The organism is Actinosynnema sp. NPDC004786, assembly GCF_053601135.1.
Genome location: NZ_JBSGBG010000004.1, coordinates 213469 through 236488, shown reverse-complemented (window position 1 = coordinate 236488; position 23020 = coordinate 213469). Strand labels below are relative to the sequence as shown.

The following is a 23020-nucleotide window of genomic DNA, read 5'->3' as shown; positions in this document are numbered from 1 at the left end:
GCGCGCCGGGGGTCGCGGTGAATTGGCCGTACCGCGTCCGGGTCGTCCCGGCCGGTCGGCGAAGATCGGTGATTTCGCCGGATTCCCAGCTCAGGGCGTCCGCAATGACACCGGCGCGCGGCGGTCGTGATCGGTTCGCGTGATCACACCGGTGATCCGTGACCGATTTCCCGACGATCACGTATTCGATGATCGGAAAAGCACGCGGAACGGCCCACCCGCCGGCCCGCGCCGCGCGGTGGATCGGCGGACGCGTCCCGCCGGCGGGCTTTGCGTCCGACCGGGTGACGGGCACTCGGAGCCGATCACTCACGGCGATCTCGGCGCGGTCGTGCCGGGGCGTGGTCCGGAGGGTGTAGAGGGCGGCGCACGAGGGTTCCTACCTGTGTCTGTGCACACACCTCCACGACTTGCCTACGATGGCGAGTGGTGAAGGCTCGCCATGGCCGTGGCGAGCCCCTGTGGAAGGCGCCCGTCCCCCGGGCGCGTCGCGATGAGGTAATGAGGTCGACCCGGATGGTGCTGTCCCGACTGCTCCGCGCTGGCGAGGGCAAGATGCTCAAGCGCCTGCGCAACATCGCAGCGCACATCAACAACCTCGAAGACGACGTCGTCGACCTCTCCGATGCGGAGCTGCGCGCGAAGACCGAGGAGTTCCGCAAGCGCTACGCCGACGGCGAGTCCCTGGACGAGCTGCTGCCCGAGGCGTTCGCGGTCGTCCGCGAAGGCGCCAAGCGCACGCTCGGCCAACGCCACTTCGACGTCCAGCTGATGGGTGGCGCGGCGCTCCACCTCGGTCAGATCGCCGAGATGCGCACCGGTGAGGGCAAGACGCTGACCTCCGTGCTGCCCGCGTACCTGAACGCGATCGCGGGCGAAGGCGTGCACGTCGTCACGACCAACGACTACCTGGCCAAGCGGGACGCCGAGTGGATGGGGCGCATCCACCGGTTCCTCGGCCTGACCGTCGGCGCGATCCTGTCCGAGATGACCCCCGAGCAGCGGCGGGTCGCCTACAACGCCGACATCACCTACGGCACGAACAACGAGTTCGGCTTCGACTACCTGCGCGACAACATGGCGTGGAGCCGGGACGAGATGGTCCAGCGCGGCCACTTCTTCGCCCTGGTCGACGAGGTCGACTCGATCCTGATCGACGAGGCCCGCACCCCGCTGATCATCTCCGGCCCGGCCGACCAGTCCTCGCGCTGGTACGTCGAGTTCGCGCGCCTGGCCACGAAGATGCGCCGCGACACCCACTACGAGGTGGACGAGCGCAAGCGCACGATCGGCGTCACCGAGGCGGGCGTGCAGTTCGTCGAGGACCAGCTCGGCATCGACAACCTGTACGACTCGACCAACACCCCGCTGGTCGGCTACTTCCAGAACGCGATCAAGGCCAAGGAGCTGTTCACCAAGGACAAGGACTACATCGTCCGCAACGGCGAGGTCATGATCGTCGACGAGTTCACCGGCCGCGTGCTGGCGGGTCGTCGCTACAACGAGGGCATGCACCAGGCGATCGAGGCCAAGGAAGGCGTCGAGATCAAGGCCGAGAACCAGACGCTCGCCACGATCACCCTCCAGAACTACTTCCGGCTGTACGCCAAGCTCGGCGGCATGACCGGCACCGCCGAGACCGAGGCAGCCGAGTTCCACCAGACCTACAAGCTCGGCGTCGTGCCCATCCCCACGAACCGCCCGATGCAGCGCAAGGACGAGTCCGACCTGGTCTACAAGACCGAGGAGGCGAAGTTCGAGGCGGTCGCCGAGGACATCGCCGAGCGGCACCACAAGGGCCAGCCGGTGCTGGTCGGCACGACGAGCGTCGAGCGCTCGGAGTACCTGTCCAAGCTCCTGGTCCGCAAGGGCATCCCGCACGAGGTGCTCAACGCCAAGCACCACGAGCGCGAGGCGCTGATCATCGCCAAGGCCGGTCGCAAGGGCGCGGTCACCGTGGCCACCAACATGGCGGGCCGCGGCACCGACATCGTGCTCGGCGGCAACCCGGACATCATCACCGACCACGAGCTGCGCGAACGCGGCCTCGACCCGGTGGAGAACCCGGAGGAGTACGAGGCCGCCTGGGCGAAGCTGATCGAGGAGATCACCGCCGAGGTCAAGGCCGAGGCCGAGGAGGTCCGCGCGGCCGGCGGCCTGTACGTGCTGGGCACCGAGCGGCACGAGTCGCGGCGCATCGACAACCAGCTCCGCGGCCGTTCCGGCCGGCAGGGCGACCCCGGCGAGTCGCGGTTCTACCTGTCGCTGCAGGACGAGCTGATGCGCCGGTTCAACGCGGCGATGGTCGAGACCGTGATGACCCGGCTGAAGGTGCCGGACGACGTGCCGATCGAGCACAAGATGGTCACCCGGGCCATCCGCAGCGCGCAGACGCAGGTCGAGCAGCAGAACTTCGAGATCCGCAAGAACGTCCTCAAGTACGACGAGGTGATGAACGAGCAGCGCAAGGTCATCTACAACGAGCGCCGTCGCGTGCTCGACGGCGAGGACCTGCGCGAACAGGTCGAGCACATGATCACCAGCGTGGTCGGCGAGTACGTCGACGGCGCGACCGCCGACGGCTACGCCGAGGACTGGGACCTCGACCAGCTGTGGACGGCGCTCAAGACGCTGTACCCGATCACGCTCGACCACAAGAAGCTCCTCGAAGAAGAGGACGACATCACGCGCGAGTCGCTGAAGGCGAAGCTGCAGGCCGACGCCCTGGCCGCGTACGAGGCGCGTGAGGCGGACATCGACGGCCGGGTCGGCCCCGGCGCCATGCGCGAGCTGGAGCGCCGCGTCCTGCTCTCCGTCCTGGACCGCAAGTGGCGCGAGCACCTGTACGAGATGGACTACCTCAAGGAGGGCATCGGCCTGCGGGCGATGGCCCAGCGCGACCCGCTGATCGAGTACCAGCGGGAGGGCTTCGACATGTTCAACGCCATGTTGGACGCGTTGAAGGAGGAGACCGTCGGCTTCCTGTTCAACCTGCAGGTCGAAGCCGCCGAACCCGAACCCGCCGCCGAACCGCCCGTCCAGGTCTCCATCACCAACGGCGGCCCGCTGTCCGGCAGCCGCGCCAGGGCCCGCGCCGCCGCGGCCGCCGCCGCCCAACAGCAAGCCGCCGCCGCCAACCAGGCCCCCGCCGGCCCGGCCCTGGCCCAGCTGCAAAGCGGCAACGCCATCCCGCCCGCCCTGCGCGGCAAGGGCCTGGACGGCCGCGCCCAGCAGGGCCTGACCTACTCGGGCCCCTCGGAGAGCGGCGACGCCCAGACCAGCGGCAAGACCCCCCAGCAGGGCGGCCCCGGCCAGCAGGGCGGCACCCGCAAAGAACGCCGCGCCGCCGCCCGCGCCCAGGCGAAGGGCCAGCGCAAGGGGCCGCGCCAGTAACCCATCCCGATAAACCACACCTGCACACGCGAAGCGGGGCCCGACTCACCGGGCCCCGCTTCGCGCATCCGCACCCACTGCGCTCCCGCACCGCAGCTCTCCCGCACCGCACGGCCCGCACCGCACGGCCTCGCACCACCCACCGGCCACGCCTTCCCCCGCCGCATCCACCAGGGCTGCGGCCCGACCCGCCACGGCTCCACCCGCTGCGACCCCCTCCGGCCGGCCTGACAGCCCCATCGGCCGCGACCTCACCCGCCACGGCTCGCCCGCCGCGGCCTCACGTCCCCGGCCGGGTCGTCGCCTGGCGGCGTACCCGGTCGCCTGGCGGGGTGTCCAATCGCCTGGCGAAGCGCCCAGTCGCCGCGCGGGGTGCCCAGAGGTCTCGGCTGGCGAGGTGGCGGGCTCATGCCCGCTGGCTCCGGGCGGTTCCGGCGTCGGCCTCCTGCTGCGAGCCTTGATGTGTGCTCGATGCGTGGCTGCGGTGTCGGGTTCGCGGTGGGCCTCCTCATGGGGTCGCGTCGGGTCGCTGGGCAGGTGGGTGGGTTGGCGGTCGGGGGTGGTTGCCGGCTCGGTCTTAATCAACCGAGGTGCGGTAACAGTGTTTCCGTACATTTTCGGGCCAATGTCACCCGATTGTGTGACCAATGGGCCGGGAGGGGCATGGATCGGCCCAGGTCACGCCATCAAGGGAGCAGGTGGAATTCGGTGCAGTGCCAGCGCGAGCCCCGGCGCTCCACGCGGGCGGCGAATGCGCGGACTTTCGTCTCCATGTGCAGCGTGCCCGCCAGCTCCGCCGCGTCCGGCGACACGTGGCACAGCCGGTAGCGGCCCAGGCGGGTTCGGGTGGGGGTGGCGGCGCGGGCCACGGTGGTCAGGGCGCGTGGCTCGAACGTGGCCGACAGTTGGCGCGGTGGCCGGCGGCCGCTCAGGGCCTCCACCAGCGGGAACAGGAAGTGGCGGGCGTCGAGGGCGGGGTCGGGCGAGGTGCTCGGCGGGGGAGCGGCCGGCGGGGTGGCGGGCCGGTCGGCGTTCGCGGAGGACAGGGGGCGCAGTCGAGGTGGCATGCTGAACCGAGGGCGCACGCCCGGGTTTTCGTACCAAGATCACCCGATGGAGGCACGGTGCGGGGACTGGTCCTGGACTTCGGCGGCGTCCTCACGGACCCGGGCGACGACCTCGCGGCACTCGAACCACCCCTCCTCGTGGCCACGCGCCAGGCACGTCACCAGGGCATCCTCACCGCCGTGCTGTCCAACGCCGACTTCCGGTGGCGGCCGCCTGCGGGGTGGGAGGACGTGTTCGACGTCGTCGTCACCTCCGGCGACGTCGGCCTGGCCAAACCCGACCGCCGCATCTACCTCCTGACCGCCGAACGCCTCGGCCTGCCCGCGCACGAGTGCGTCTTCGTGGACGACCTCGCGGTCAACGTCCGGGGCGCGGCGGCGGCCGGAATGGTCGGTGTGCACCACCAGTCCGTGCATTCCACGCTCCAGGAACTCGAAATCCTGCTGGACATCCCCCTCCAGAGCTAATTCGGTCACGAACGGCGACCGGTATTCCACCGGGGCGAGGAATTGTCTGTCACCCGATGACGTCCGTAGGTTCCACCGAAACGTGGTCCCGCGATCCGCGTCGTGGGAAGCGGCGCGGACGCGGGACGTCCGAGGCTGGTCGGGACGGCCCGACGGGTACCGCGTCGGGTGGCTGTGGTGAGCCACCGATCAGCCGGGATAGGCAGCGCGGGTGCCGGAGCGGCCCTCGGGCACCCGCGCTGCGCCGAAGCCCGACCGCCACGACACCACGCCCGATCGACCACGCCACGCCCGACCGACCAGGCCACCACCGAGCAAGGCCGGCCGGCTACGATCGAGCGCACGACCGGCCACCACCGATCAGGACCGAGCGGCCGCGCCAGAGCGCGCGATCGGCGAAGACCGGCCACGACCACCCCACTACGCGCGAGCGCCGGCCCCGGTCGTCCGCCGCCGGACCACCTCGAAGCACAGCACGGCCGCCGCACTGGCGACGTTCAACGACTCGACCCCCGCCGCCATCGGGATCGACAACCACCCCGTCACGTGCGGCCGCACGTCGGGCGAGATCCCGGCCGTCTCGCTGCCCAGCACGAACGCCGCCCGCGCCGGCAGGTCCGCCGAGTACACCGACGACCGCGCGTCGGCGTCGAGCGCGAAGACCGGGTACCCGGCCTCCCGCAACGCGACCACGGCCTCCGCGGCCGTCGCGCACCGCAGCACCGGAGCCCGGAACGCCACCCCCGCCGACGCCTTCACCACCAGCGGGTCGAGGGACGCCACACCCCGCCGCGGCACGACGATGCCGTCCATCCCCGCCGCCGTCGCCGTGCGCAGGATCATGCCGACGTTCGCCGGCGTGGTGATCCCGTCGAGCACGAGCACGCACCCCCGCGACCCCAGCTCGCGCAGCCCCGCCCCCAGCGGCCGCATGCGGGGCGCGACCACGTCCGCCAGCACGCCCTGGTCCTGCTTGCCGTTCCCGGCCAGCACCTTGACCCGCTGCGCGGAAGCCCGCTGCACCGCGACACCCCGCCGACCGGCCGCGTCCAGGATCTCCCGGGCGGCCGGGCCGCGGGCCGTGTCGGCGAGCACGACCTTGTCGACCTCGAGCCTCGGGTCGTCCAGGGCCTCCAGCACGGGCTTGCGGCCGTACACGGTGACGAACTTGTCCTTGGGTGACACATCCACGGAACAAGTGTCCTCTACCCGATTGGGGCTTGTTTCTTCGCTGTCAATCATGATGATCGTCACATGACATCGCGCGACGAGGCGCACCGTCTGCTGGCCAGCGGCCGGGAGGCGGACGTCTACCTGCGACCCGACGGCCTGCTGGTCAAGCGCAGCCGCACGGGGCGCGACCTGCGGCCCGAGGCCGAGCTGATGCGCTACCTCCGCGGGCACGGCATACCGGTGCCCCGGGTGGCGGAGGCGTCGGGGCCGGAGCTGGTCATGGAGTACGTGCCCGGTCCGCGCATGTCGCAGGAGCTGGACGCGAAGCCGTGGCGGGCGGGTGCGCTGGGCCGCGAGCTGGCCGGGCTGCACGGCAGGCTCGACCGGGTGCCCGCGCCGACCTTCCTCGACGGCGACGGCGACGGCGACCTGCTGCACCTCGACCTGCACCCCGGCAACGTGGTGCTCGGCCCCGAGGGCGCGGTGGTCGTCGACTGGGGGAGCGCGGTCAAGGGCGACCGGAAGCTCGACGTGGCGCTGAGCTGGCTCGCGATGGCGGTCGCGCCGCTGCGGCCGGTGATGCGGCTCGCCCGGTCGCGGATGGTGCGCGGGTTCCTGTCCGGGGTCGACGGCTCGGTGCGGGCCGAGGCCCGGCGGGCGATGCCGGCCGCCGCGGCGATCAGGCTCGCCCGGCACGAGCGCGACGAAGCCGAGGTCAGCGCCGTGCAGCGGCTCGTGCGGCACTGCAGCGACTAGCCTGGGCGGCATGCCCGACCGCCTGTCCGCGCTGGACGCCTCGTTCCTGTACCTGGAGGACTCCACGACGCCGATGCACGTCGGCGGGGTGGCGGTGTTCCGGCGGCCGCGCTCGGGCTTCGACTACGACCGCCTGGTCGACCTGATCGAGCAGCGGCTGTCGCTGGTGCCGCGCTACCGGCAGAAGGTCGTGCACGTGCCCGGACGGCTCGCGCGGCCGGTGTGGGTGGACGACGCGGACTTCGACGTCACGTACCACGTGCGGCGCTCGGCGTTGCCGAAACCGGGCAGCGACCGGCAGCTGCACGACCTGGTGGCGCGGCTGATGTCCCGGCCGCTGGACCACACCCGGCCGCTGTGGGAGGTCTACCTGGTCGAGGGCCTGGCCCGGAACCGGACCGCGGTGATCACCAAGACGCACCAGGCGATGGTCGACGGCATCGGCGCGCCGGAGATCGGGCAGGTGATGCTGGACGTGTCGCCGACGCCGCGGCCGCCGGTCGAGTCGCTGTGGATGCCGTCGCCGGAGCCGAGCGGGTTGCAGCTCGTGGCCGACGCGGTGGCCGAGGCCGTGCAGCGGCCCGGCGAGGTCGTGGAGAACGCCCGGTCGGCGGCCATGGACACGGTGGCCACGGTGCGCAAGGTGGCCGGGGTGTTCGGCGGGCTGGTGTCCGCGGTGCGGACCGCCGCGACGCCCGCGCCCGGCAGCCCGCTGAACGTGCGGATCTCGCCGCAGCGGCGGTTCGCGGTGGCGCGGACCGAGCTGGAGGCGTTCCGGGCGGTCCGGCGGGCGCACGGCGGCACGGTGAACGACGGCGTGCTCGCGGTGCTGTCCGGCGCGCTGCGGAACTGGCTGCTGTCGCGCGGCGAGGTCGTGACGGCGGGCACCACGATCCGGGCGATGGCCCCGATGTCCGTGCGGGACGACGAGGCGCAGGTGTCGGCGTACCTGGTCGACCTGCCGGTGGGCGAGCCGAACCCGGCCGTGCGGCTGCACCACGTGTCGCACGCGATGCGGGCGCACCAGGAGTCGGGGCAGTCGGTGGCGGCGCAGACGCTGGTGCGGTTGTCGGGCTTCGCGCCGCCGACGCTGCACGCGTTGGGCGCGCGGGCGGCGTCGTCGTTCTCGCGGCGGTTGTTCAACGTCGTGGTGACGAACGTGCCGGGGCCGCAGGTGCCGCTGTACGCGGCGGGCGCGAGGATGATCGAGATGTTCCCCGTGGTGCCGTTGGCGAAGAACCAGGCGTTGTCGATCGGCGTGACGTCGTATGACGGTGGCGTGTACTTCGGCCTGAACGCGGACCGCGACGCCATGTCCGATGTGGACGTGCTGGCGGCGATGGTCGAGGAGTCGGTGGAGGAACTGATGGGAACGGTGTCCGCATGAGGGTGTACCTCCCGGCGACCGTCGCGATGCTGCGCGACCTGCTGGAGCGGGGCGAGTTCGTCCCGGTGGGCGGGACGGGGTTCGCCCTGACGCCCGCGTTGCGCGAGTCGTACGCGACCGGCGACACGGAGGAGCTGGAGTACTCGGCGATGCTCGACGCCGCGCGCGGCTCGCTGCGGCTGATCGCGGGCGACGAGAAGGCCGCGCCGAGGCGCGCGGTGGTGTCCGCGGACGTGGACGACGTGAAGCTGCGGCCGGACCTGGACTTCTCCGTGGTGAAGCTGTCCGGCCCGGTGCCGATGAAGGCCATCGCCGCGATCCACCTGGACACGCTGGACGCCGAGGACGACGTGCGCGCGGCGGCCGAGGTGATCGACGCGGCGGACCTGGGCGATCCCGACGCCGAGTTCGCGCTGGGCGGCGCGGAGGACCACGAGCTGGCCTGGTACGCGCCGCAGGAGCTGCCGTTCCTGCTGGAGCTGATGTAGGCGTCGGCGTCACCCCGGCAGCGGCCCGCCGCCGGGGTGCGAACGCCCTGGTCGCCCGTTCCGAGCGTTGAACTCAGGGGTCCTGAACGTAGGACTCACGCGTTCTGAACGTAGGACTCTCGCGTTCTGGAGGTGGGACACGCGGGTTCTGGAGGTAGGACACGCGCGGGTTAGTCGTATTCCTCCAGCTTGGAGCGGGAGGACAGCAGGCGGCGCAGGGAGGCCAGCCGGCCGGGTGACGCCTCGCCGGTGCGCACCAGCTCGTCCAGCATGCAGTCGGGGTCCTCCGGCGGGCCCTGGTGGCCGCAGCCGGACGGGCACTCCTCGGCCATCGCCTTCATGTCCGGGAACGCGGCGACGATGTCGTCCGGCGTGATGTGCGCCAGGCCGAACGAGCGGATGCCCGGCGTGTCCACCGCCCAACCGCCCTCGGGCAGCGGCAGCGCCACGGTCTGCGTGGACGTGTGCCGGCCCTTGCCGACCCCGCTCACCACGCCCACCGCCCGCCGCGCGTCCGGCACCAGCTTGTTCACCAGCGTGGACTTGCCGACCCCCGAGTGGCCGATCAACGCCGACAGCCGGTGCGCCATCCGCGCGCGCAGCTCGGCCGGGTCCTGGTCGGACCGCGTCACGACCACCGGCAGGTCCAGCTCGGCGTAGGCGGCGAGCAGGTCGTCCGGCGGCGCGAGGTCGGACTTCGTCAGGCACAGCAGGGGCTCCAGCCCGCCCGCGTACGCGGCGACCAGGCAGCGGTCGATGAAGCCGCGGCGCGGCTGCGGGTCGGCCAGCGCCGACACGATCACGAGCTGCTCGGCGTTGGCCACCACCACCCGCTCGAACGGGTCCGTGTCGTCCGCCGTGCGCCGCAGCACGGACCGCCGCTCCGCCACCCGGACGATCCGCGCCAGCGTGTCCGGCTGCCCGGACGTGTCGCCGACCAGCCCGACGTGGTCGCCGACGACGACCGGCGTGCGGCCCAGCTCCCGCGCCCGCATGGCGACCACCATCCGCGCCGGGTCCTCGTCCAGCGCGCACGTCCACCGCCCGCGGTCCACGCCGACGACCATGGCGGGCACCGCGTCCGCGTGCTCGGGCCGGCGCTTGCTGCGCGGCCGGGTCCCCTTGCCCGGCCGCACCCGCACGTCGGACTCGTCCAACCGCCGCCAGTCGCCCCGCGCCACGTCAGCGCGCCCCCGGCTGCGACAGCATGGCCGCCCACATCCCCGGGAAGTCCGGGATCGTCTTCGTCGTGGACCCGATGTCGTCCACCGACACACCCGGCACGACCAGGCCGATGATCGCCCCCGCGGTCGCCATCCGGTGGTCGGCGTAGGCCCGCCAGACGCCGCCGCGCAGCGGCCGGGGCGTGATGACCAGGCCGTCCTCGGTCTCCTCGGCGTCACCGCCCAGGCGGTTGATCTCGGCGGCCAGCGCGGCGATCCGGTCGGTCTCGTGGCCGCGGATGTGCGCCACGCCGCGGATGCGGGTCCGGCCCTCCGCGAGCGCCGCCAGGGCCGCCACGGTGGGCGTCAGCTCGCTCTCGTCGCGCAGGTCCACGTCGATCCCGGTCAGCCGGTCCGGGCCGCGCAGCACCAGGCCCTCGTCGGTCAGCCCGACCTCGCAGCCCATCCGTTCGAACAGGTCCCGCGCCGCCCCGCCCGGCTGGGTCGTCTCCGCGGGCCACCCCGGGATCGTCACCCGGCCGCCGGTCACGGCCGCCGCGGCGAGGAACGGCGTGGCGTTGGACAGGTCCGGCTCGACGTGCCAGTCGCGGCCCGCGATCGGGCCCGGCTCGACCCGCCACTCGTTCGCCGCCGAGTCGTCCACCGCGACCCCGGCCTCGCGCAGCATGGTCACGGTCATCTCGATGTGGGGCAGCGAGGGCACCGGCTTGCCGTCGTGCCGCACGGTCACGCCGCTCTCGTACCGCGCGCCCGACAGCAGCAGCCCCGACACGAACTGCGACGACGCCGACGCGTCGATGGTCACCTCGCCGCCGGGCAGGCCGCCCTTGCCGTGCAGGGTGAACGGCAGCGCGTCGCCCGCGACGTCCGCGCCCAGCGCCCGCAGCGCGTCCAGGATCGTGGTCATGGGCCGGACCCGCGCGTGCGGGTCGCCGTCGAACGTGACGTCGCCGACCGCGAGCGCGGCGGCGGGTGGCAGGAACCGCATCACGGTGCCCGCCAGGCCGCAGTCGACCTGCGCCGGTCCGCGCAGCTCGTGGGGTGTGACCAGCCAGGACCCGTCCGGGCCGTCGGCGACGTCGACGCCGAGCGAGCGCAGCGCGGCGGCCATCAGGTTCGTGTCCCGGCTGCGCAGCGGGGCGTGCAGCGCGGACGGCCCGTCGGCCAGCGCGGCGAGCACGAGCGCGCGGTTGGTGATCGACTTGGAGCCGGGCACGGGTACTGTCGCGTCGACCGGGCCGTCGGCGGTGGGAGCGGACCACTGCTGAGTCATGGCCCGATGATCCCGCATCGGGTTGACGACAGCTCGCACCGGGCACTCCGACGTGCGACGATGGCGGACCCGAGGCAATCCCGGAGAGGTGATCGGTGTGTGCGGCAGGTACGCGTCCACGAAGAACCCCGCGCTGCTCGCGGCGGAGTTCGACGCGGTCGACGGCACCGAGGGCGCGGCGCCCGGCCCGGACTACAACGTCGCGCCGACCAAGCAGGTGCTGGCCGTCGTGGAGCGGCACCCGCGCGACGAGGACGGCAACCCCGACCCGGACACCACCGAGCGCAGCGTCCGGGTGATGCGCTGGGGCCTGGTGCCGCACTGGGCCAAGGACCTGTCCGGCGCCGCGAAGATGATCAACGCGCGGGCCGAGAGCGTGCTGGACAAGCCCGCCTACCGCGACTCCGCGGCCAAGCGCCGCTGCATCGTCCCGGCCGCCGGCTGGTACGAGTGGCAGCCCGGCGAGGGCCGCAAGCAGCCGTACTTCATCAACCCCGGCGACGACTCCAGCCTCGCCCTGGCGGGCATCTGGTCGGTGTGGTGGCAGCAGGAGGGCGACGAGCGCAAGCCCGTCATCACCTGCGCCGTGCTCACCACGGACGCGATCGGCGAGATGGCGCAGGTGCACCACCGGATGCCGCTGGTGCTGCCGAAGGACCGCTGGGCGGCGTGGCTCGACCCGGACAACGGCGACCCCAAGGACCTGCTCGCGCCCGACCGCGACCTGGTGGACGCGCTGGAGCTGCGGCCGGTGTCGATGAGGGTCAACAGCATCAAGAACAACGACCCGTCGCTGATGGACGCGGTCCGGCTGGGCGAGGCCGAGAAGCCGGAGCCCACCCTGTTCGAGCTGACATGACCTCCCGGCAGGTCGACACGCCCCACGGCCCCGCGCGGGCCGAGCTGCACTGCGCCTCCGGCAGTCGCGCCGCGCTGCTCCTCGGGCACGGCGCGGGCGGCGGGATCGCCGCGCCCGACCTGGTCGCGGCGGCGCGGGCGGCGGTGGGCGTCGGCGTGCACGTGGCGCTGGTGGAGCAGCCCTACCGGGTGGCCGGCCGCCGCGCGCCCGCGCCCGCCGGGCAGCTCGACGCGGCGTGGCTCGCGGTCGCCGAGGAGCTGGGGTCGAGCTGGTTCGCCGACCTGCCCCTGGTGTTCGGGGGCCGCTCGTCCGGCGCGCGGGTGGCGTGCCGGACGGCGGCCGAGGGGCAGGCCGTCGCGGTGCTGTGCCTGGCGTTCCCGGTGCACCCGCCGGGCAAGCCGGAGAAGTCCCGGCTGCCCGAGCTGGACGGCGTCGAGGTGCCCGTCCTGGTCGTGCAGGGCGAGAACGACCCGTTCGGCCGGCCGGGCCCGGCGCACCACCGCGACGTGGTGCTGCTGCCCGGCGACCACAACCTCAAGGCCGACGTGGCCGCGCTGGGCCGGTCCGTCGGCGAGTGGCTCGACCGGGTGCTGCGCCCGCTGGACGTGTGACCGGTCAGGCCGAGATCGGCGCCACGACCGCCTGCGTCAGCCGGACCAGGTCCTCCGGCGCCAGCTCGACCTCCAGCCCGCGCCGCCCGGCCGAGCAGCAGATGGTGTCGAAGCCCCGCGCCGAGGCGTCCAGCGCCACCGGCAGCCGCTTCTTCTGCCCCAGCGGCGAGATGCCGCCCGCGACGTACCCGGTGGCCCGCTCGGCGGCGGCGACGTCGGCCATCCTCGCCTTCTTCCCGCCCACGGCGGCGGCCAGCGCCTTCAGGTCGAGCTGCCCGGTGACGGGCACCACACCGACGGCCAACCTGCCGTCCACCTCCGCGACCAGCGTCTTGAACACCCGTTCGGGCGCGATCCCCAACGCCTCGGCCGCCTCCAGCCCGTACGACTCGTGGCGGGGGTCGTGCTCGTAGGCGTGCAGCGCGTAGGCCACCTTCTGCTTGTCCAGCAACGCGGTGGCGGGCGTCCCACGTCCGGCCATGGACGCGCACCCTAGTACGGGGAATGCCCGGCACGTCCGTCGCGTTGGTGCGGGATGTGGCTACCGAGGTGATGGAGCAGCAGGTCAGCAGGCAGGTCAGGGCACGTCCACCGCGAGGCTCCGCCCCCTGCCGCCCCGGCGAGCGCCGCGTATCCTCGACTGCGTCCCAGACAGTACCGGCCACCGCGCTGACCAGCCGGTGGGAAGGGAGCGCGGTGCCAGCCACGCGAACGCAGGACACGCCGACTGACGAGACAACGGCCGAGCGCGCAGCGCGGTTCGAGCGCGACGCGATGCCGATGCTCGACCAGTTGTACTCGGCGGCCCTGCGGATGACCCGCAACCCCGCCGACGCCGAGGACCTGGTCCAGGAGACCTACCTGAAGGCGTACGCGGCCTTCGCGTCCTTCTCGGAGGGCACGAACCTCAAGGCGTGGCTGTACCGCATCCTCACCAACACCTACATCAACGGCTACCGCAAGAAGCAGCGCCAGCCGATCCAGCAGCCGACGGACGAGATCACCGACTGGCAGCTGGCGCAGGCGGAGAGCCACACGTCGACCGGGCTGCGGTCGGCCGAGGTGGAGGCGATGGACCGGCTCCCCGACTCGGACGTCAAGGAAGCCCTGCAGCGACTGCCGGAGGAGTTCCGGATCGCCGTCTACCTCGCCGACGTCGAGGGCTTCGCCTACAAGGAGATCGCAGACATCATGGGCACCCCCATCGGCACCGTGATGTCCCGGTTGCACCGGGGCCGCAGGCAGCTTCGCGACCAGTTGGCGGACGTCGCCCGCGAGCGCGGCATCATCCGCGACGGCCGGCAGGAGGTGGCGGACCGATGAGCTGCGGCGAACCGCACGAGACGGACTGCTCCGAGGTGCTGGCCGAGGTGTACCTGTTCCTCGACCGCGAGTGCGACGAGAAGCGCAAGGCCCTGCTCCAGACGCACCTGGAGGAGTGCCACCCGTGCCTGGAGCAGTACGGCATCGAGGAGCACCTGAAGGCGCTGCTGGCCCGCAAGTGCGGCGGCGAGCACGCGCCGGAGGAGCTGCGGCGGCGGCTGCGCGCCCGGCTCTACCAGACCGCGGACACCACGTCGGTGGAGGTCGAGGTCACGACCACGCTGACCAGGTCGTCCGAGTCTTCCGACGCCTGAACCCCAGTCGAAGGGCCCCGGAGCGGTCGCTCCGGGGCCCTTCGCACGCCGTGACGTCGATCAGGCGTTGGGGCGCTTCCCGTGGTTGGCGCCGCCCTTCTTGCGGTCGCGGCGCTTGCGGGCACGCTTCGACATGGGGTTCTCCTAGTGCTCGAACTACCTCACGACAGTGTGTCACGCGGTCACCGGTGCACCGCACCGGGCCTGAACCGTGGTTGGATGGGCCCGGACTAAGGAGGACGATGGCCGAGGAAATCCGGGCCGAGATCGTGGCCAACGTGGCCCAGATCGCCGTCGAAGAGGGTGACGAGGTCACGCACGAGACGACCGTCGTGGTGCTCGAGAGCATGAAGATGGAGATCCCGGTCCTCCCGGAGGGCTCCGGCCGCATCGCCCGCATCGCCGTGTCCCCCGGTGACGTGGTCCAGGAGGGCGACCTGATCGCGGTGGTGGAGTAGCTGTCCACGCTCACCGACCTCCTGGCCGAGCACACCAAGCTGTCCGGCAGCGCCGTCGACCACCTCCAGCTGGTGGTCGCCGAGTGGCAGCTGCTGTCCGACCTCAGCTTCGCCGACTTCCTGATGTGGGCGCCGGTCGACGACACGACGTTCCTGTGCGTCGCCCAGGCCCGGCCCACGACCGCGCCCACCGCGCACCCCGAGGACGTCGTGGGCAGCGTGGTGGACGTCGAGGAGCACCCGCAGCTGCGCCGGGCCATGACCGAGGCGCGGATCTGCCGCGAGGAGGACCCGCGCTGGCACCTGGGCGTGCCGGTGCGCCGCGAGGCGATCCCGGTCACCCGCGACGGCGAGGTCATCGCGGTGCTCAGCCGCAACACGAACCTGGCCGTGCCGCGCGTGCCGAGCCCGCTGGAGATCTCCTACCTGGGCAGCGCCGCGGACCTGTGCCAGATGATCTCCGACGGCACGTTCCCGACCGCCGAGCCGTCGCCGGACGTGCACACCAGCCCTCGCGTCGGCGACGGCCTGATCCGGCTGGACGCCTCGGGCGCGGTGGTGTTCGCGAGCCCCAACGCGCTGAGCGCCTACCACCGCATGGGCCACGCGTCCGACCTGGTCGGGGTGCACCTGGCGCCGTTGACCCGGTCGCTGATCGGTGACCCGTTCGACGCCACGGAGGTGGCGCAGCGCATCCGGGCGGCCCTGGACGGGCAGCCGGGCATGCGCATCGAGGCCGAGTCGCGGCGCGGCGCGGCGGTGCTGTTCCGGGCGCTGCCGCTGCGGCCGCGGGGCAGCGCGGCGGGCGCGCTGGTGCTGTGCCGCGACGTCACCGAGGTCCGCCGCCGCGACCGCGCCCTGATGTCGAAGGACGCGACGATCCGCGAGATCCACCACCGGGTGAAGAACAACCTGCAGACGGTGGCCGCGCTGCTGCGCCTGCAGAGCAGGCGGACCAGCAGCGAGGAGGCGCGGGAGGCGCTGGCCGAGTCGGTGCGCCGGGTCACGTCGATCGCGCTGGTGCACGAGACGCTGTCCATGTCGGTGGACGAGCGGGTGGACCTCGACGACGTGGTGGACAAGGTCATCCCGATGATGTCGGACGTGGCCGCCACCGAGTCGCAGGTGGTGGTGCGCCGCGAGGGCCCGTTCGGCATCGTCCCGGCCGAGCTGGCCACGCCGCTGGTGATGGTGCTGACCGAACTCGTGCAGAACGCGTTCGAGCACGCGTACGCGGCCGGCCAGCGCGGCGAGGTGGTCGTGCACGCCGAGCGGTCGGCGAAGTGGTTGGACGTGGTGATCTCGGACGACGGCCGCGGCCTGCCGCAGGGCTTCTCGCTGGAGCGCACCGACCGGCTCGGCCTGCAGATCGTGCGGACGCTGGTGGAGTCCGAACTCAGGGGCTCGCTGAGCTTGCGGAGGCGGCCCCGAGGCGGTACAGAGGCGGTCCTGCGCGTACCCCTCAGGGCGCGGCGTTAGACTGCTCCCCGTGCACACGTGACGACCTACCTCAGCGGAGTCACGTGGTCACGCGGGAGGGTGTGCAACACAAAGCGAAAGGCCCGACACCTGGCACGGTGTCGGGCCTTTCGTCTGCTTGCCGGATGCGGCCGGGGCTCAGGCGTTGCTGCGAGCCCGGGTGCGAGCGTTGCGGCGCTTGAGGGCGCGACGCTCGTCTTCGCTCATCCCGCCCCACACGCCGGCGTCCTGGCCGCTCTCGAGCGCCCACGCGAGGCAGTCGGAGACGACGGGGCAGCGGCGGCAGACGGTCTTCGCCTCGGCGATCTGCAGGAGCGCAGGACCGCTGTTCCCCACGGGGAAGAACAGCTCGGGGTCCTCGTCGCGGCAGATCGCGCGGTGGCGCCAGTCCATTGGAACTACTCCTCAGCTAGGCGCGCGCGCAGGCGCGCCACTCGTCAGCGGTCGGTTTTGGGGTGCTTGTGAATGCTTTCACGAACGGCGGGGATGTCAAGGGTTTAGCACCAACCCGGTGAGTGAACTCACCCGAAAGATCGACTGAGTTCACCTGGGGTTTCACGCAGAGGTGTCACACCAGGTCGGAACGTCGCGGATCGGTACCGAGCCGGTCACGCCCCGGTCACACGGCGACCGTGAGCGCTCGCGGCACCCCGGTGAACTCCACCTCGGTGCACGCGCCGAGCAGATCCCCGTCAACCTGGAGGTTGACCGGTTCCGGACTCGTCACCCGGACGAACTCAACGTCGTCACGCCGGAGCAGGTTCCCGCCTCTGGGGTTCCCGTCCGTGGCCAGAAGATGCGCGACGTAGCGAAGAACTGTGGGCAATCCCATCCCGTGGAGCGCGAACAGGCCCAGACCGCCGTCGAACGACGTGCTCGGGTTCAGCCGGATCGCCTTGTCCCCGAGGTAGGTCCACGGGTCGGTGTTGGACACGAACGCGAGCCTGACCTGCTCGAACGCCGGTTCGCCGGGGATGTGCACGGTGAGCGTCGGCGGCTGCCTGCGCTGGGCGAAGTAGCTGGCCAGCGCGGTGCGCGCGTACAGGGTGGGCGACGCCTGGCGGCCCTTGGCGCGCTGCTGCTCGACGGCCGCGACCACGTCCGCGTCCCAGCCCACGCCCGCGTTGAAGGTGAACCAGCGGTCGTGCTCCAGCCCCGCGCCGGTGGCCGCGACGTGCCCGACGCTGACCTTGCGGCTGGTGCCGTGCTCGATGGCCTGCAACAGGCGGTAGGTCGCCTCGACCGGGTCGCGCGGCAGCCCGAGGGCGCCCGCGAACACGTTCGCCGACCCGCCGGGCACCACGCCCAGCATCGGCAGGCCCGGCCGCGCGCCGTCGCGCAGCACGCCGTTGACGACCTCGTTCACCGTGCCGTCGCCGCCGTGCGCCACGACCAGGTCGTACCCGTCCACGACGGCCTGCGCGGCGGCGTCCGCCGCGTGGCCGCGGTAGTCGGTCTCGACGATGTCGAGCTTCACGTCGCTGGCCAGCGCGTGCGCGAGCACGTCCCGACCGGCAGGCGTGGTTGCCGTTGCCTGCGGGTTGACCACCAGAAGTGCGCGCACCCTTGCAGGGTAGGACAGCGCGTCACCTCGGACAGGTTGCGCGTCACCCAGTAGGAGGCTCACGAGCGCACGAAAGTGGCCGACATCTCCTTTCCGTGTCGCAATCCACGGGTGGCTCCCCGTGGTCTCCCTCTCCCGGTTCGCACCTTTCCGGTCCGCGTTGCCCGACATCCGCGACAAGTGCACCCCGGCCCGACCGCCGGCTCGCCGAAGACTGCTGTGATCATCGCTCCTGTGGCGGTCCAGCGGGACACGCCAACCGGGTGGCCTACGATGCGTGACGAGTACGCACCGTGAGGAAAGGCCCAGCGTGTCGAGCCAGCAGAAGGCGCCACCGGCGGTTCGGGCAGCCGGCGCGCTCACCGCGTTGCAGGGCCTGGCCGGGGTGGCGTTCGCGGTCGCGCTGGTGGTGCGCTCGTTCAGCGCGGAGAAGTCGGGCGAGGTGCTCGGCGAGGCCGCCTACTTCGCGGTGCTGTCCGCGGGCGTGCTCGCGGCCGGCGTCGGCCTGCTGATCGGCAGGCACTGGGGTCGCACGCCGGCGATCGTCGTGCAGCTCCTCCTGCTGGGTGTCGCCTGGTACATGTACGGGCCGTCCGGCCGCCAGCTGTGGGGCGCGTTGCTGGGGGCGTACGTCGTGATCACGCTCGTGCTGCTGTTCACGAACCCCGTGCGCCGGTGGGCGCTGGGCGTGGACGAGGACCGGGACGCCTAGGGCATTCGGACGCCGACCATCGTCTGGCCGTTCGCCGACGAACGGCGGGTGGCCAGTGTCACTCGAACAGGTGACGCTGAGCGTGGTGATTTCACCACTCCCTGCGTTCGTCGAGGTGACAACCCCATGCGACTCAATCGCGCCCTGTCCGCGGTGGTCGGAGCCACTACCGCACTGCTGTCCGCGTTCGCGCTGACCACGCTCGCGCCCACCGCCTCCGCCCAGTCGGGCGGGGTCGAGCCCTACATCATCGGCGGCGGCACGGCGACCAACGCCCCGTGGGCGGCCCGGCTGTTCCGCAACGGCCAGCAGAACTGCTCGGCCACCATCATCGCCCCGACCTGGGTCCTGACCGCGCAGCACTGCGTGGCCAGCTCGGGCACGTACACGTTCCGCATCGGCAGCCTGGACCAGACCACCGGCGGCACGCTGGCCACCGCGACCCAGATCATCCAGCACCCGTCGGTCGACCTGGCGCTGGCGCGGCTGGACCGGTCGGTCTCGGCCACCTACGCACCGCTGGGCACGACCACGGCCGTGCAGGTCGGCCAGACCGTGCAGCTCTACGGCTGGGGCGCCACGTGCACCGACCAGCCCGAGATCAACTGCCAGTCGCGCTACCTGAAGTACGCCGACACCAGGGTCACCTCGGTGAACGGGCGCGACTACCGCGGCGGCATCGCGATCTCCGTGACCCGCGTGAACGGCATCGCGGCCGGCGGCGACTCGGGCGGCCCGATGTTCGCCACCAGCCCGGTCGACGGCCGCCGCTACCAGGTCGGCGTGGCCTCCACGAGCGACCGCTCGACCCGGTCGAACTACACCGCCGTCACCCGCTACCGCGACTGGATCCGCTCCTACGCGGGCGTGTGACCGAAACCCCGGCCGAGGCAGGCGGGTCTCTCCCCCCTGCGCCGCCTCCCTCGGCCGGGGCACGGCGGTTTGAGTTCCGGCGGACCTGCCAGTCACAATCACCCTGCGTGTCCACAGGTGTCGGATGGACACGAACGGAGTAGCCAGATACGGTCTGGCAGGCGTTCACGCCGCTCCGGGTGCAGTCAGGGTGAGGTGCGCAGTGCAGAACCCCCCGAGGTGGGTGTCGACCAACAGTGAGGCCGAGCGCCCGAACGTCGCCCGGTTGTACGACTACTACCTCGGCGGAGCGCACAACTTCGCGGTCGACCGCGAGTTCGCCGACCGCTCCGCGGGCGACGTCCCGACCGCCGCGATGGTCCAGCAGAGCCGCGCGTTCCTGCGGCGGGCCGTGCGGGTGTGCGTGGCGAACGGCATCCGCCAGTTCCTCGACCTGGGCTCCGGCATCCCCACCGCGGGCAACGTGCACGAGGTGGCGCAGCAGGCCGACCCGACGTGCCGCGTGGTGTACGTGGACAACGAGCCCGCGACCGTCGCGCACAGCCGGACCATGCTGCGGGACAACGCGGGCGCGGCCATCGCCGAGGCCGACATCCGGGACGTGCCCGCGGTGCTGGGCGCGCCCGAGGTCCGCGACCTGCTGGACCTGTCCCGCCCGGTGGCCGTGCTGATGGTGGCGATCCTGCCGCACGTCGCGGACCACGACCGCCCGGCCGAGCTGGTCGCCCGCTACCGCGACGCCGTCGCCGACGGCAGCTACCTGGTGGTCAGCCACCTGACCGCGGACGAGCAGCCGGAGCTGGTGGCGAAGGTGGTCGGCATGGCGGCGGAGACGCGGACGCCGATCGTGGCGCGGTCGAAGTCGGACTTCGAGGCGATGCTGGCCGGGTTCGACCTGCTGGAGCCGGGCCTGGTGCTGGCGCCGTCCTGGCGGGGCGAGGGCGACCCCGTCACGGGCGCGGAAGCGGTGTCCTACGGCGCGGTGGGCGTGAAGCGGCCCACCGGCTGACCCCCGGTCGGGTCACGGCCGCGCGGCGACGAGCCGCCTGGTCTGCTCCTTGAGCACGTCGATCGTGCGGACCACCCAGTCCGCGATCACCTGCTGCTGCTCCGGGGTGTAGCGCGCGCTCAGCTCGTCCATGGCCTCGGCCAGCCCGGCGAACACCGCGCCGAACGCGCCGGGGATCGCGCTGATCACCACCCGCCTGCGGTCCGCCGGATCGGGTTCGCGCCGCACCAGGCCCGCGCGTTCGAGCCGGTCCGCGACGCCCGTGACGGCGCCGGGGGTCAGGTTGATCTCCTTGGCCAGTTCGCCCGCCGAGAGCGGCCCCTTGCCCGCGATGAGCGCGAGCGCGCGCTGGTCCACCGCCGTGACGCCCAACCGCGCGCCGACGGCCTCGTGGAACGCGACGACCGCCGTGCTCAGCTCGCGCCCGAAGTCCCGTCCGTCCACGAGCTTCACTTTACCCCGGCTGACATTTCAGTACACTGAACTAAAATATCCGGAGTCTGAGGGGTTGGCGTGGAGTTGCGGTTGGCGCTGGAGGTGCCGCGCTGGGCCTGGCGGTTCTACCGGCGGCACTGGGCGGTGGTCGTCGGGCTGTCGCTGGTGGGGTCCGTGCAGCGGCTCGTCGTGGTGAACTGGGGCGACCGGGTGCCGGGCGCGGTGGCGTTCGCCTCGGAGGTCGTCGTGCTGGCCGCACGCGTGCTGCTGGTCGTCGTGATCTGGCGGCGGGCGACGGGAGGCGAGCGGCTGCGGTGGGCGAACGCGCGGGCGTTCGCCCACCGGCACTGGCGCAGCCTGCTGTGGCAGTTGGCGCTGCTGACGGCGGCGTTCCTGGTCTTCGACGTCGGCGCGGAGGGCGTGGGCGGCCTGCTGCCCGAGTCGGCGTGGCAGACCTACCTCGCCGTGCTGCTGTTCCTGAAGAACCCGACCGTGATCGCGTTCACGCTCGTGTGGTGGGTCGGGGTGGTCCGGCAGGTCGCCGTCACCCGTCCTGCCCCAGTCGGGTGAGGGCGTCGTCGGTGAGGCGGAAGACGGTCCACTCGTCCATCGGGATCGCGCCGAGCGACTTGTAGAAGCCGATCGCGGGCGCGTTCCAGTCGAGCACCCACCACTCCAGCCGCGCGTAACCGCGGTCCACGCACTCCTGCGCCAATGCCTGCAGGAGCGCGCGGCCCAGGCCGCTGCCGCGGTGCGCCGGCTGGACGTAGAGGTCTTCGAGGTAGATGCCGTGCGTGCCGCGCCAGGTGGAGAAGTTGAGGAACCACAGGGCCGCGCCGACGACCCGACCGTCCACTTCGGCCACGTGGCCGAACAGGGCGGGGGAGGGGCGGAACAGCGCGTCGTGCAGCTGGGCCGCGGTCAGGTGGCACTCGTGCCGGGCGCGCTCGTACTCGGCCAGCTCCTCGACCAGGCCGACGACGGCGGGCACGTCCTCCTCGCGGACGCGCCGGACGCGGGGGTCAGTCAACGTCCACCTCCCAGGCCGGGACGTTCAACCGGCGCACCTGCGGGTCGCCGCGCTCGTCGCCGAGCACCGTCGTGCCCGCCGGGTCCAGTCCGAAGTGGACACCCTGGCTCGGCGGCAGGCCCAGCCAGGCGGCGATCAGCACGCGGCTGAAGTGCCCGTGCCCGACGAGCACCACGTCACCGCCGGACAACGCCCGCCGGGCCCGGTCCAGCACGGTCGCCGCGCGGGCGCGCACCTGCTCGGGCGTCTCGCCGCCGGGCACGGCGTGGGTCCAGACGGTCCAGCCGGGGACCGTCTCCCGGATCTGCGGCGTGGTGAGCCCTTCGTAGTCGCCGTAGTCCCACTCCGCCAGGTCCTCGGTGCGCTCGACGTCGTGCAGCCCGGCCAGCTCGGCGGTGCGCCACGCCCGCTGCCGGGGGCTGGACAGCACCAGGGCGGGCGGCACGTCGGTGGCCCGCAGCCGGGCCAGCACGGCTCCCGCGCGGCGCGCCTGCTGCACGCCGGCGTCGGTCAGCGGCACGTCGGTCGACCCGGTGTGCCGTCCGCTCTCGGACCACTCGGTCCGCCCGTGGCGGAGCAGGTAGACGTGTGAGGTCACGGCCGCAGCTTACGGACGCCGCCGGGCGGTCGCCCCCCTCACCCGGGTGCGGGCCCGGAACGCCGCGACGGCGCCGGTCGGCGAGGTGTTCGCCGGCCGGCGCCGTCGCGGAGCAGGTGATCAGGCCGCGGCCTTGGTCTCCCAGAAGATCTTGTCGATCTGGGCGATCAGGTCCAGCAGCTCCTGGCCCTTGGCCGGGTCCATGGAGCCCTTCGCGCCGGACGCGCCCGCCGCCTTGGTGGCCCGGTTGAACAGGTCGTGCAGCTCCGGGTACTTCTCGAAGTGCGGCGGCTTGAAGTAGTCGGTCCACAGCACCCACAGGTGGTGCTTGACGAGCTCCGACCGCTGCTCCTTGATCAGGATGGCGCGGGCGCGGAACTCGGGGTCCTCGTTCGCCTGGTACTTCTCCTGAATCGCCTTGACCGACTCGGCCTCGATCCGGGCCTGGGCCGGGTCGTAAACACCGCACGGGAGGTCGCAGTGCGCGGTGGCCTCCGGGAGCGGGCGGCGGAGTGAACGGATGCGCGACAGAAGTCGCATCTTTCCTCCCTGACAGTGGATGCTCC

27 protein-coding genes are annotated in these 23020 nt (G+C 72.4%); 15 read left to right on the top strand and 12 right to left on the bottom strand.

Features of this window, described 5'->3' with window-relative positions; translation table 11 throughout:
- Positions 1–516 precede the first annotated feature (516 nt).
- A complete protein-coding gene (secA, locus tag ACWEFJ_RS05795; protein ID WP_449713044.1) occupies positions 517–3393 on the top strand; it encodes a preprotein translocase subunit SecA in 2877 nt (958 codons plus the stop codon).
- A gap of 686 nt (positions 3394–4079) precedes the next feature.
- Here the strand turns inward: secA and ACWEFJ_RS05790 are convergent.
- A complete protein-coding gene (locus tag ACWEFJ_RS05790) occupies positions 4080–4460 on the bottom strand; it encodes an Rv3235 family protein (protein ID WP_449713043.1) in 381 nt (126 codons plus the stop codon).
- A 57-nt stretch (positions 4461–4517) separates the two neighbouring features.
- On the opposite strand from ACWEFJ_RS05790, the gene ACWEFJ_RS05785 reads away from it, so the two are divergent.
- Positions 4518–4928, top strand: a complete 411-nt coding sequence (locus tag ACWEFJ_RS05785; protein WP_378088514.1) for an HAD-IA family hydrolase — start codon at positions 4518–4520, stop codon at positions 4926–4928.
- A 420-nt stretch (positions 4929–5348) separates the two neighbouring features.
- Here ACWEFJ_RS05785 and ACWEFJ_RS05780 read toward each other — a convergent pair whose 3' ends face one another.
- Positions 5349–6119, bottom strand: coding sequence for a TrmH family RNA methyltransferase (locus ACWEFJ_RS05780; protein ID WP_449713042.1), 771 nt, complete (start codon positions 6117–6119; stop codon positions 5349–5351).
- 63 nt (positions 6120–6182) lie between these two features.
- Between ACWEFJ_RS05780 and ACWEFJ_RS05775 the strand changes: the two genes are divergently transcribed.
- Genes ACWEFJ_RS05775 through ACWEFJ_RS05765 form a run of 3 tightly spaced genes read left to right on the top strand, consistent with a single transcriptional unit; the run spans position 6183 to position 8732 of the window.
- Complete coding sequence (locus ACWEFJ_RS05775) at positions 6183–6857, top strand: phosphotransferase (RefSeq protein WP_449713041.1); 675 nt, start codon at positions 6183–6185, stop codon at positions 6855–6857.
- Positions 6858–6867: 10 nt separating this feature from the next.
- The gene (locus tag ACWEFJ_RS05770) at positions 6868–8244 is read left to right on the top strand and encodes a WS/DGAT/MGAT family O-acyltransferase (RefSeq protein ID WP_449713040.1); all 1377 of its coding nucleotides are present in this window, start codon (positions 6868–6870) and stop codon (positions 8242–8244) included.
- On the top strand, positions 8241–8732 hold the full coding sequence (locus tag ACWEFJ_RS05765) for a DUF6912 family protein (protein WP_378088522.1): 492 nt from the start codon (positions 8241–8243) through the stop codon (positions 8730–8732). Before ACWEFJ_RS05770 ends, ACWEFJ_RS05765 begins: the two co-directional genes overlap by 4 nt.
- Positions 8733–8902: 170 nt before the next feature.
- Here the strand turns inward: ACWEFJ_RS05765 and rsgA are convergent, their stop codons facing one another.
- Together rsgA and aroA are read right to left on the bottom strand one after the other, a co-directional pair.
- The gene (rsgA, locus tag ACWEFJ_RS05760; RefSeq protein ID WP_378088524.1) at positions 8903–9913 is read right to left on the bottom strand and encodes a ribosome small subunit-dependent GTPase A; all 1011 of its coding nucleotides are present in this window, start codon (positions 9911–9913) and stop codon (positions 8903–8905) included.
- Between the two features lies 1 nt (position 9914).
- On the bottom strand, positions 9915–11189 hold the full coding sequence (aroA, locus tag ACWEFJ_RS05755) for a 3-phosphoshikimate 1-carboxyvinyltransferase (protein WP_378088526.1): 1275 nt from the start codon (positions 11187–11189) through the stop codon (positions 9915–9917).
- A gap of 97 nt (positions 11190–11286) precedes the next feature.
- Here aroA and ACWEFJ_RS05750 point away from each other — a divergent pair, with 97 nt between their 5' ends.
- A complete protein-coding gene (locus tag ACWEFJ_RS05750) occupies positions 11287–12048 on the top strand; it encodes an SOS response-associated peptidase (protein ID WP_378088528.1) in 762 nt (253 codons plus the stop codon).
- Positions 12045–12659 carry an alpha/beta hydrolase family protein gene (locus ACWEFJ_RS05745; protein ID WP_378088530.1) on the top strand — a complete coding sequence of 205 codons (615 nt, stop codon included), beginning with the start codon at positions 12045–12047 and terminating at the stop codon, positions 12657–12659. Before ACWEFJ_RS05750 ends, ACWEFJ_RS05745 begins: the two co-directional genes overlap by 4 nt.
- Before the next feature lie 4 nt (positions 12660–12663).
- Here the strand turns inward: ACWEFJ_RS05745 and ybaK are convergent, their stop codons facing one another.
- Positions 12664–13140 carry a Cys-tRNA(Pro) deacylase gene (ybaK, locus tag ACWEFJ_RS05740; RefSeq protein WP_449713039.1) on the bottom strand — a complete coding sequence of 159 codons (477 nt, stop codon included), beginning with the start codon at positions 13138–13140 and terminating at the stop codon, positions 12664–12666.
- 215 nt (positions 13141–13355) lie between these two features.
- Between ybaK and ACWEFJ_RS05735 the strand changes: the two genes are divergently transcribed.
- Positions 13356–13982, top strand: a complete 627-nt coding sequence (locus ACWEFJ_RS05735; protein ID WP_378088534.1) for a sigma-70 family RNA polymerase sigma factor — start codon at positions 13356–13358, stop codon at positions 13980–13982.
- On the top strand, positions 13979–14296 hold the full coding sequence (gene rsrA / locus ACWEFJ_RS05730; protein WP_378088536.1) for a mycothiol system anti-sigma-R factor: 318 nt from the start codon (positions 13979–13981) through the stop codon (positions 14294–14296). The genes ACWEFJ_RS05735 and rsrA overlap by 4 nt, the downstream gene beginning before the upstream one ends.
- Positions 14297–14356: 60 nt before the next feature.
- Here the strand turns inward: rsrA and ACWEFJ_RS05725 are convergent, their stop codons facing one another.
- Positions 14357–14431: a 50S ribosomal protein bL37 gene (locus ACWEFJ_RS05725; RefSeq protein ID WP_096498094.1), complete on the bottom strand. Its 75-nt coding sequence runs from the start codon at positions 14429–14431 to the stop codon at positions 14357–14359.
- Positions 14432–14538: 107 nt separating this feature from the next.
- On the opposite strand from ACWEFJ_RS05725, the gene ACWEFJ_RS05720 reads away from it, so the two are divergent.
- Positions 14539–14754 (top strand): biotin/lipoyl-binding carrier protein, encoded by a 216-nt coding sequence (locus ACWEFJ_RS05720; RefSeq protein WP_378083388.1) that lies wholly within the window; start codon positions 14539–14541, stop codon positions 14752–14754.
- Positions 14755–16233 (top strand): histidine kinase N-terminal domain-containing protein, encoded by a 1479-nt coding sequence (locus ACWEFJ_RS05715; protein WP_449713051.1) that lies wholly within the window; start codon positions 14755–14757, stop codon positions 16231–16233.
- Positions 16234–16371: 138 nt separating this feature from the next.
- Here ACWEFJ_RS05715 and ACWEFJ_RS05710 read toward each other — a convergent pair whose 3' ends face one another.
- Positions 16372–16626 (bottom strand): WhiB family transcriptional regulator, encoded by a 255-nt coding sequence (locus ACWEFJ_RS05710; protein ID WP_015104912.1) that lies wholly within the window; start codon positions 16624–16626, stop codon positions 16372–16374.
- Positions 16627–16852: 226 nt separating this feature from the next.
- Positions 16853–17797, bottom strand: coding sequence for a diacylglycerol/lipid kinase family protein (locus ACWEFJ_RS05705; RefSeq protein WP_449713038.1), 945 nt, complete (start codon positions 17795–17797; stop codon positions 16853–16855).
- Between the two features lie 310 nt (positions 17798–18107).
- Here ACWEFJ_RS05705 and ACWEFJ_RS05700 point away from each other — a divergent pair, with 310 nt between their 5' ends.
- The 3 genes from ACWEFJ_RS05700 to ACWEFJ_RS05690 all read left to right on the top strand — a co-directional run bounded on the left by ACWEFJ_RS05700 (position 18108) and on the right by ACWEFJ_RS05690 (position 20391).
- Entirely contained in the window at positions 18108–18509 is a 402-nt protein-coding gene (locus tag ACWEFJ_RS05700) for a hypothetical protein (protein WP_378083394.1), read from the top strand.
- 126 nt (positions 18510–18635) lie between these two features.
- On the top strand, positions 18636–19382 hold the full coding sequence (locus tag ACWEFJ_RS05695) for a S1 family peptidase (protein WP_378083397.1): 747 nt from the start codon (positions 18636–18638) through the stop codon (positions 19380–19382).
- Between the two features lie 223 nt (positions 19383–19605).
- Positions 19606–20391 (top strand): SAM-dependent methyltransferase, encoded by a 786-nt coding sequence (locus ACWEFJ_RS05690; protein WP_449713037.1) that lies wholly within the window; start codon positions 19606–19608, stop codon positions 20389–20391.
- 12 nt (positions 20392–20403) lie between these two features.
- Here ACWEFJ_RS05690 and ACWEFJ_RS05685 read toward each other — a convergent pair whose 3' ends face one another.
- On the bottom strand, positions 20404–20835 hold the full coding sequence (locus tag ACWEFJ_RS05685; RefSeq protein ID WP_449713036.1) for a MarR family transcriptional regulator: 432 nt from the start codon (positions 20833–20835) through the stop codon (positions 20404–20406).
- Between the two features lie 69 nt (positions 20836–20904).
- Between ACWEFJ_RS05685 and ACWEFJ_RS05680 the strand changes: the two genes are divergently transcribed.
- The gene (locus tag ACWEFJ_RS05680; RefSeq protein ID WP_449713035.1) at positions 20905–21396 is read left to right on the top strand and encodes a hypothetical protein; all 492 of its coding nucleotides are present in this window, start codon (positions 20905–20907) and stop codon (positions 21394–21396) included.
- On the opposite strand, the gene ACWEFJ_RS05675 is transcribed toward ACWEFJ_RS05680, so the two are convergent.
- The 3 genes from ACWEFJ_RS05675 to sodN form a co-directional block, all read right to left on the bottom strand.
- On the bottom strand, positions 21371–21856 hold the full coding sequence (locus ACWEFJ_RS05675; protein ID WP_449713034.1) for an N-acetyltransferase family protein: 486 nt from the start codon (positions 21854–21856) through the stop codon (positions 21371–21373). The two genes, ACWEFJ_RS05680 and ACWEFJ_RS05675, sit on opposite strands and share 26 nt — an antisense overlap.
- Positions 21849–22454: a histidine phosphatase family protein gene (locus ACWEFJ_RS05670; protein WP_378083406.1), complete on the bottom strand. Its 606-nt coding sequence runs from the start codon at positions 22452–22454 to the stop codon at positions 21849–21851. Before ACWEFJ_RS05670 ends, ACWEFJ_RS05675 begins: the two co-directional genes overlap by 8 nt.
- A 120-nt stretch (positions 22455–22574) precedes the next feature.
- A complete protein-coding gene (gene sodN, locus ACWEFJ_RS05665; protein ID WP_378083408.1) occupies positions 22575–22994 on the bottom strand; it encodes a superoxide dismutase, Ni in 420 nt (139 codons plus the stop codon).
- Positions 22995–23020 lie beyond the last annotated feature (26 nt).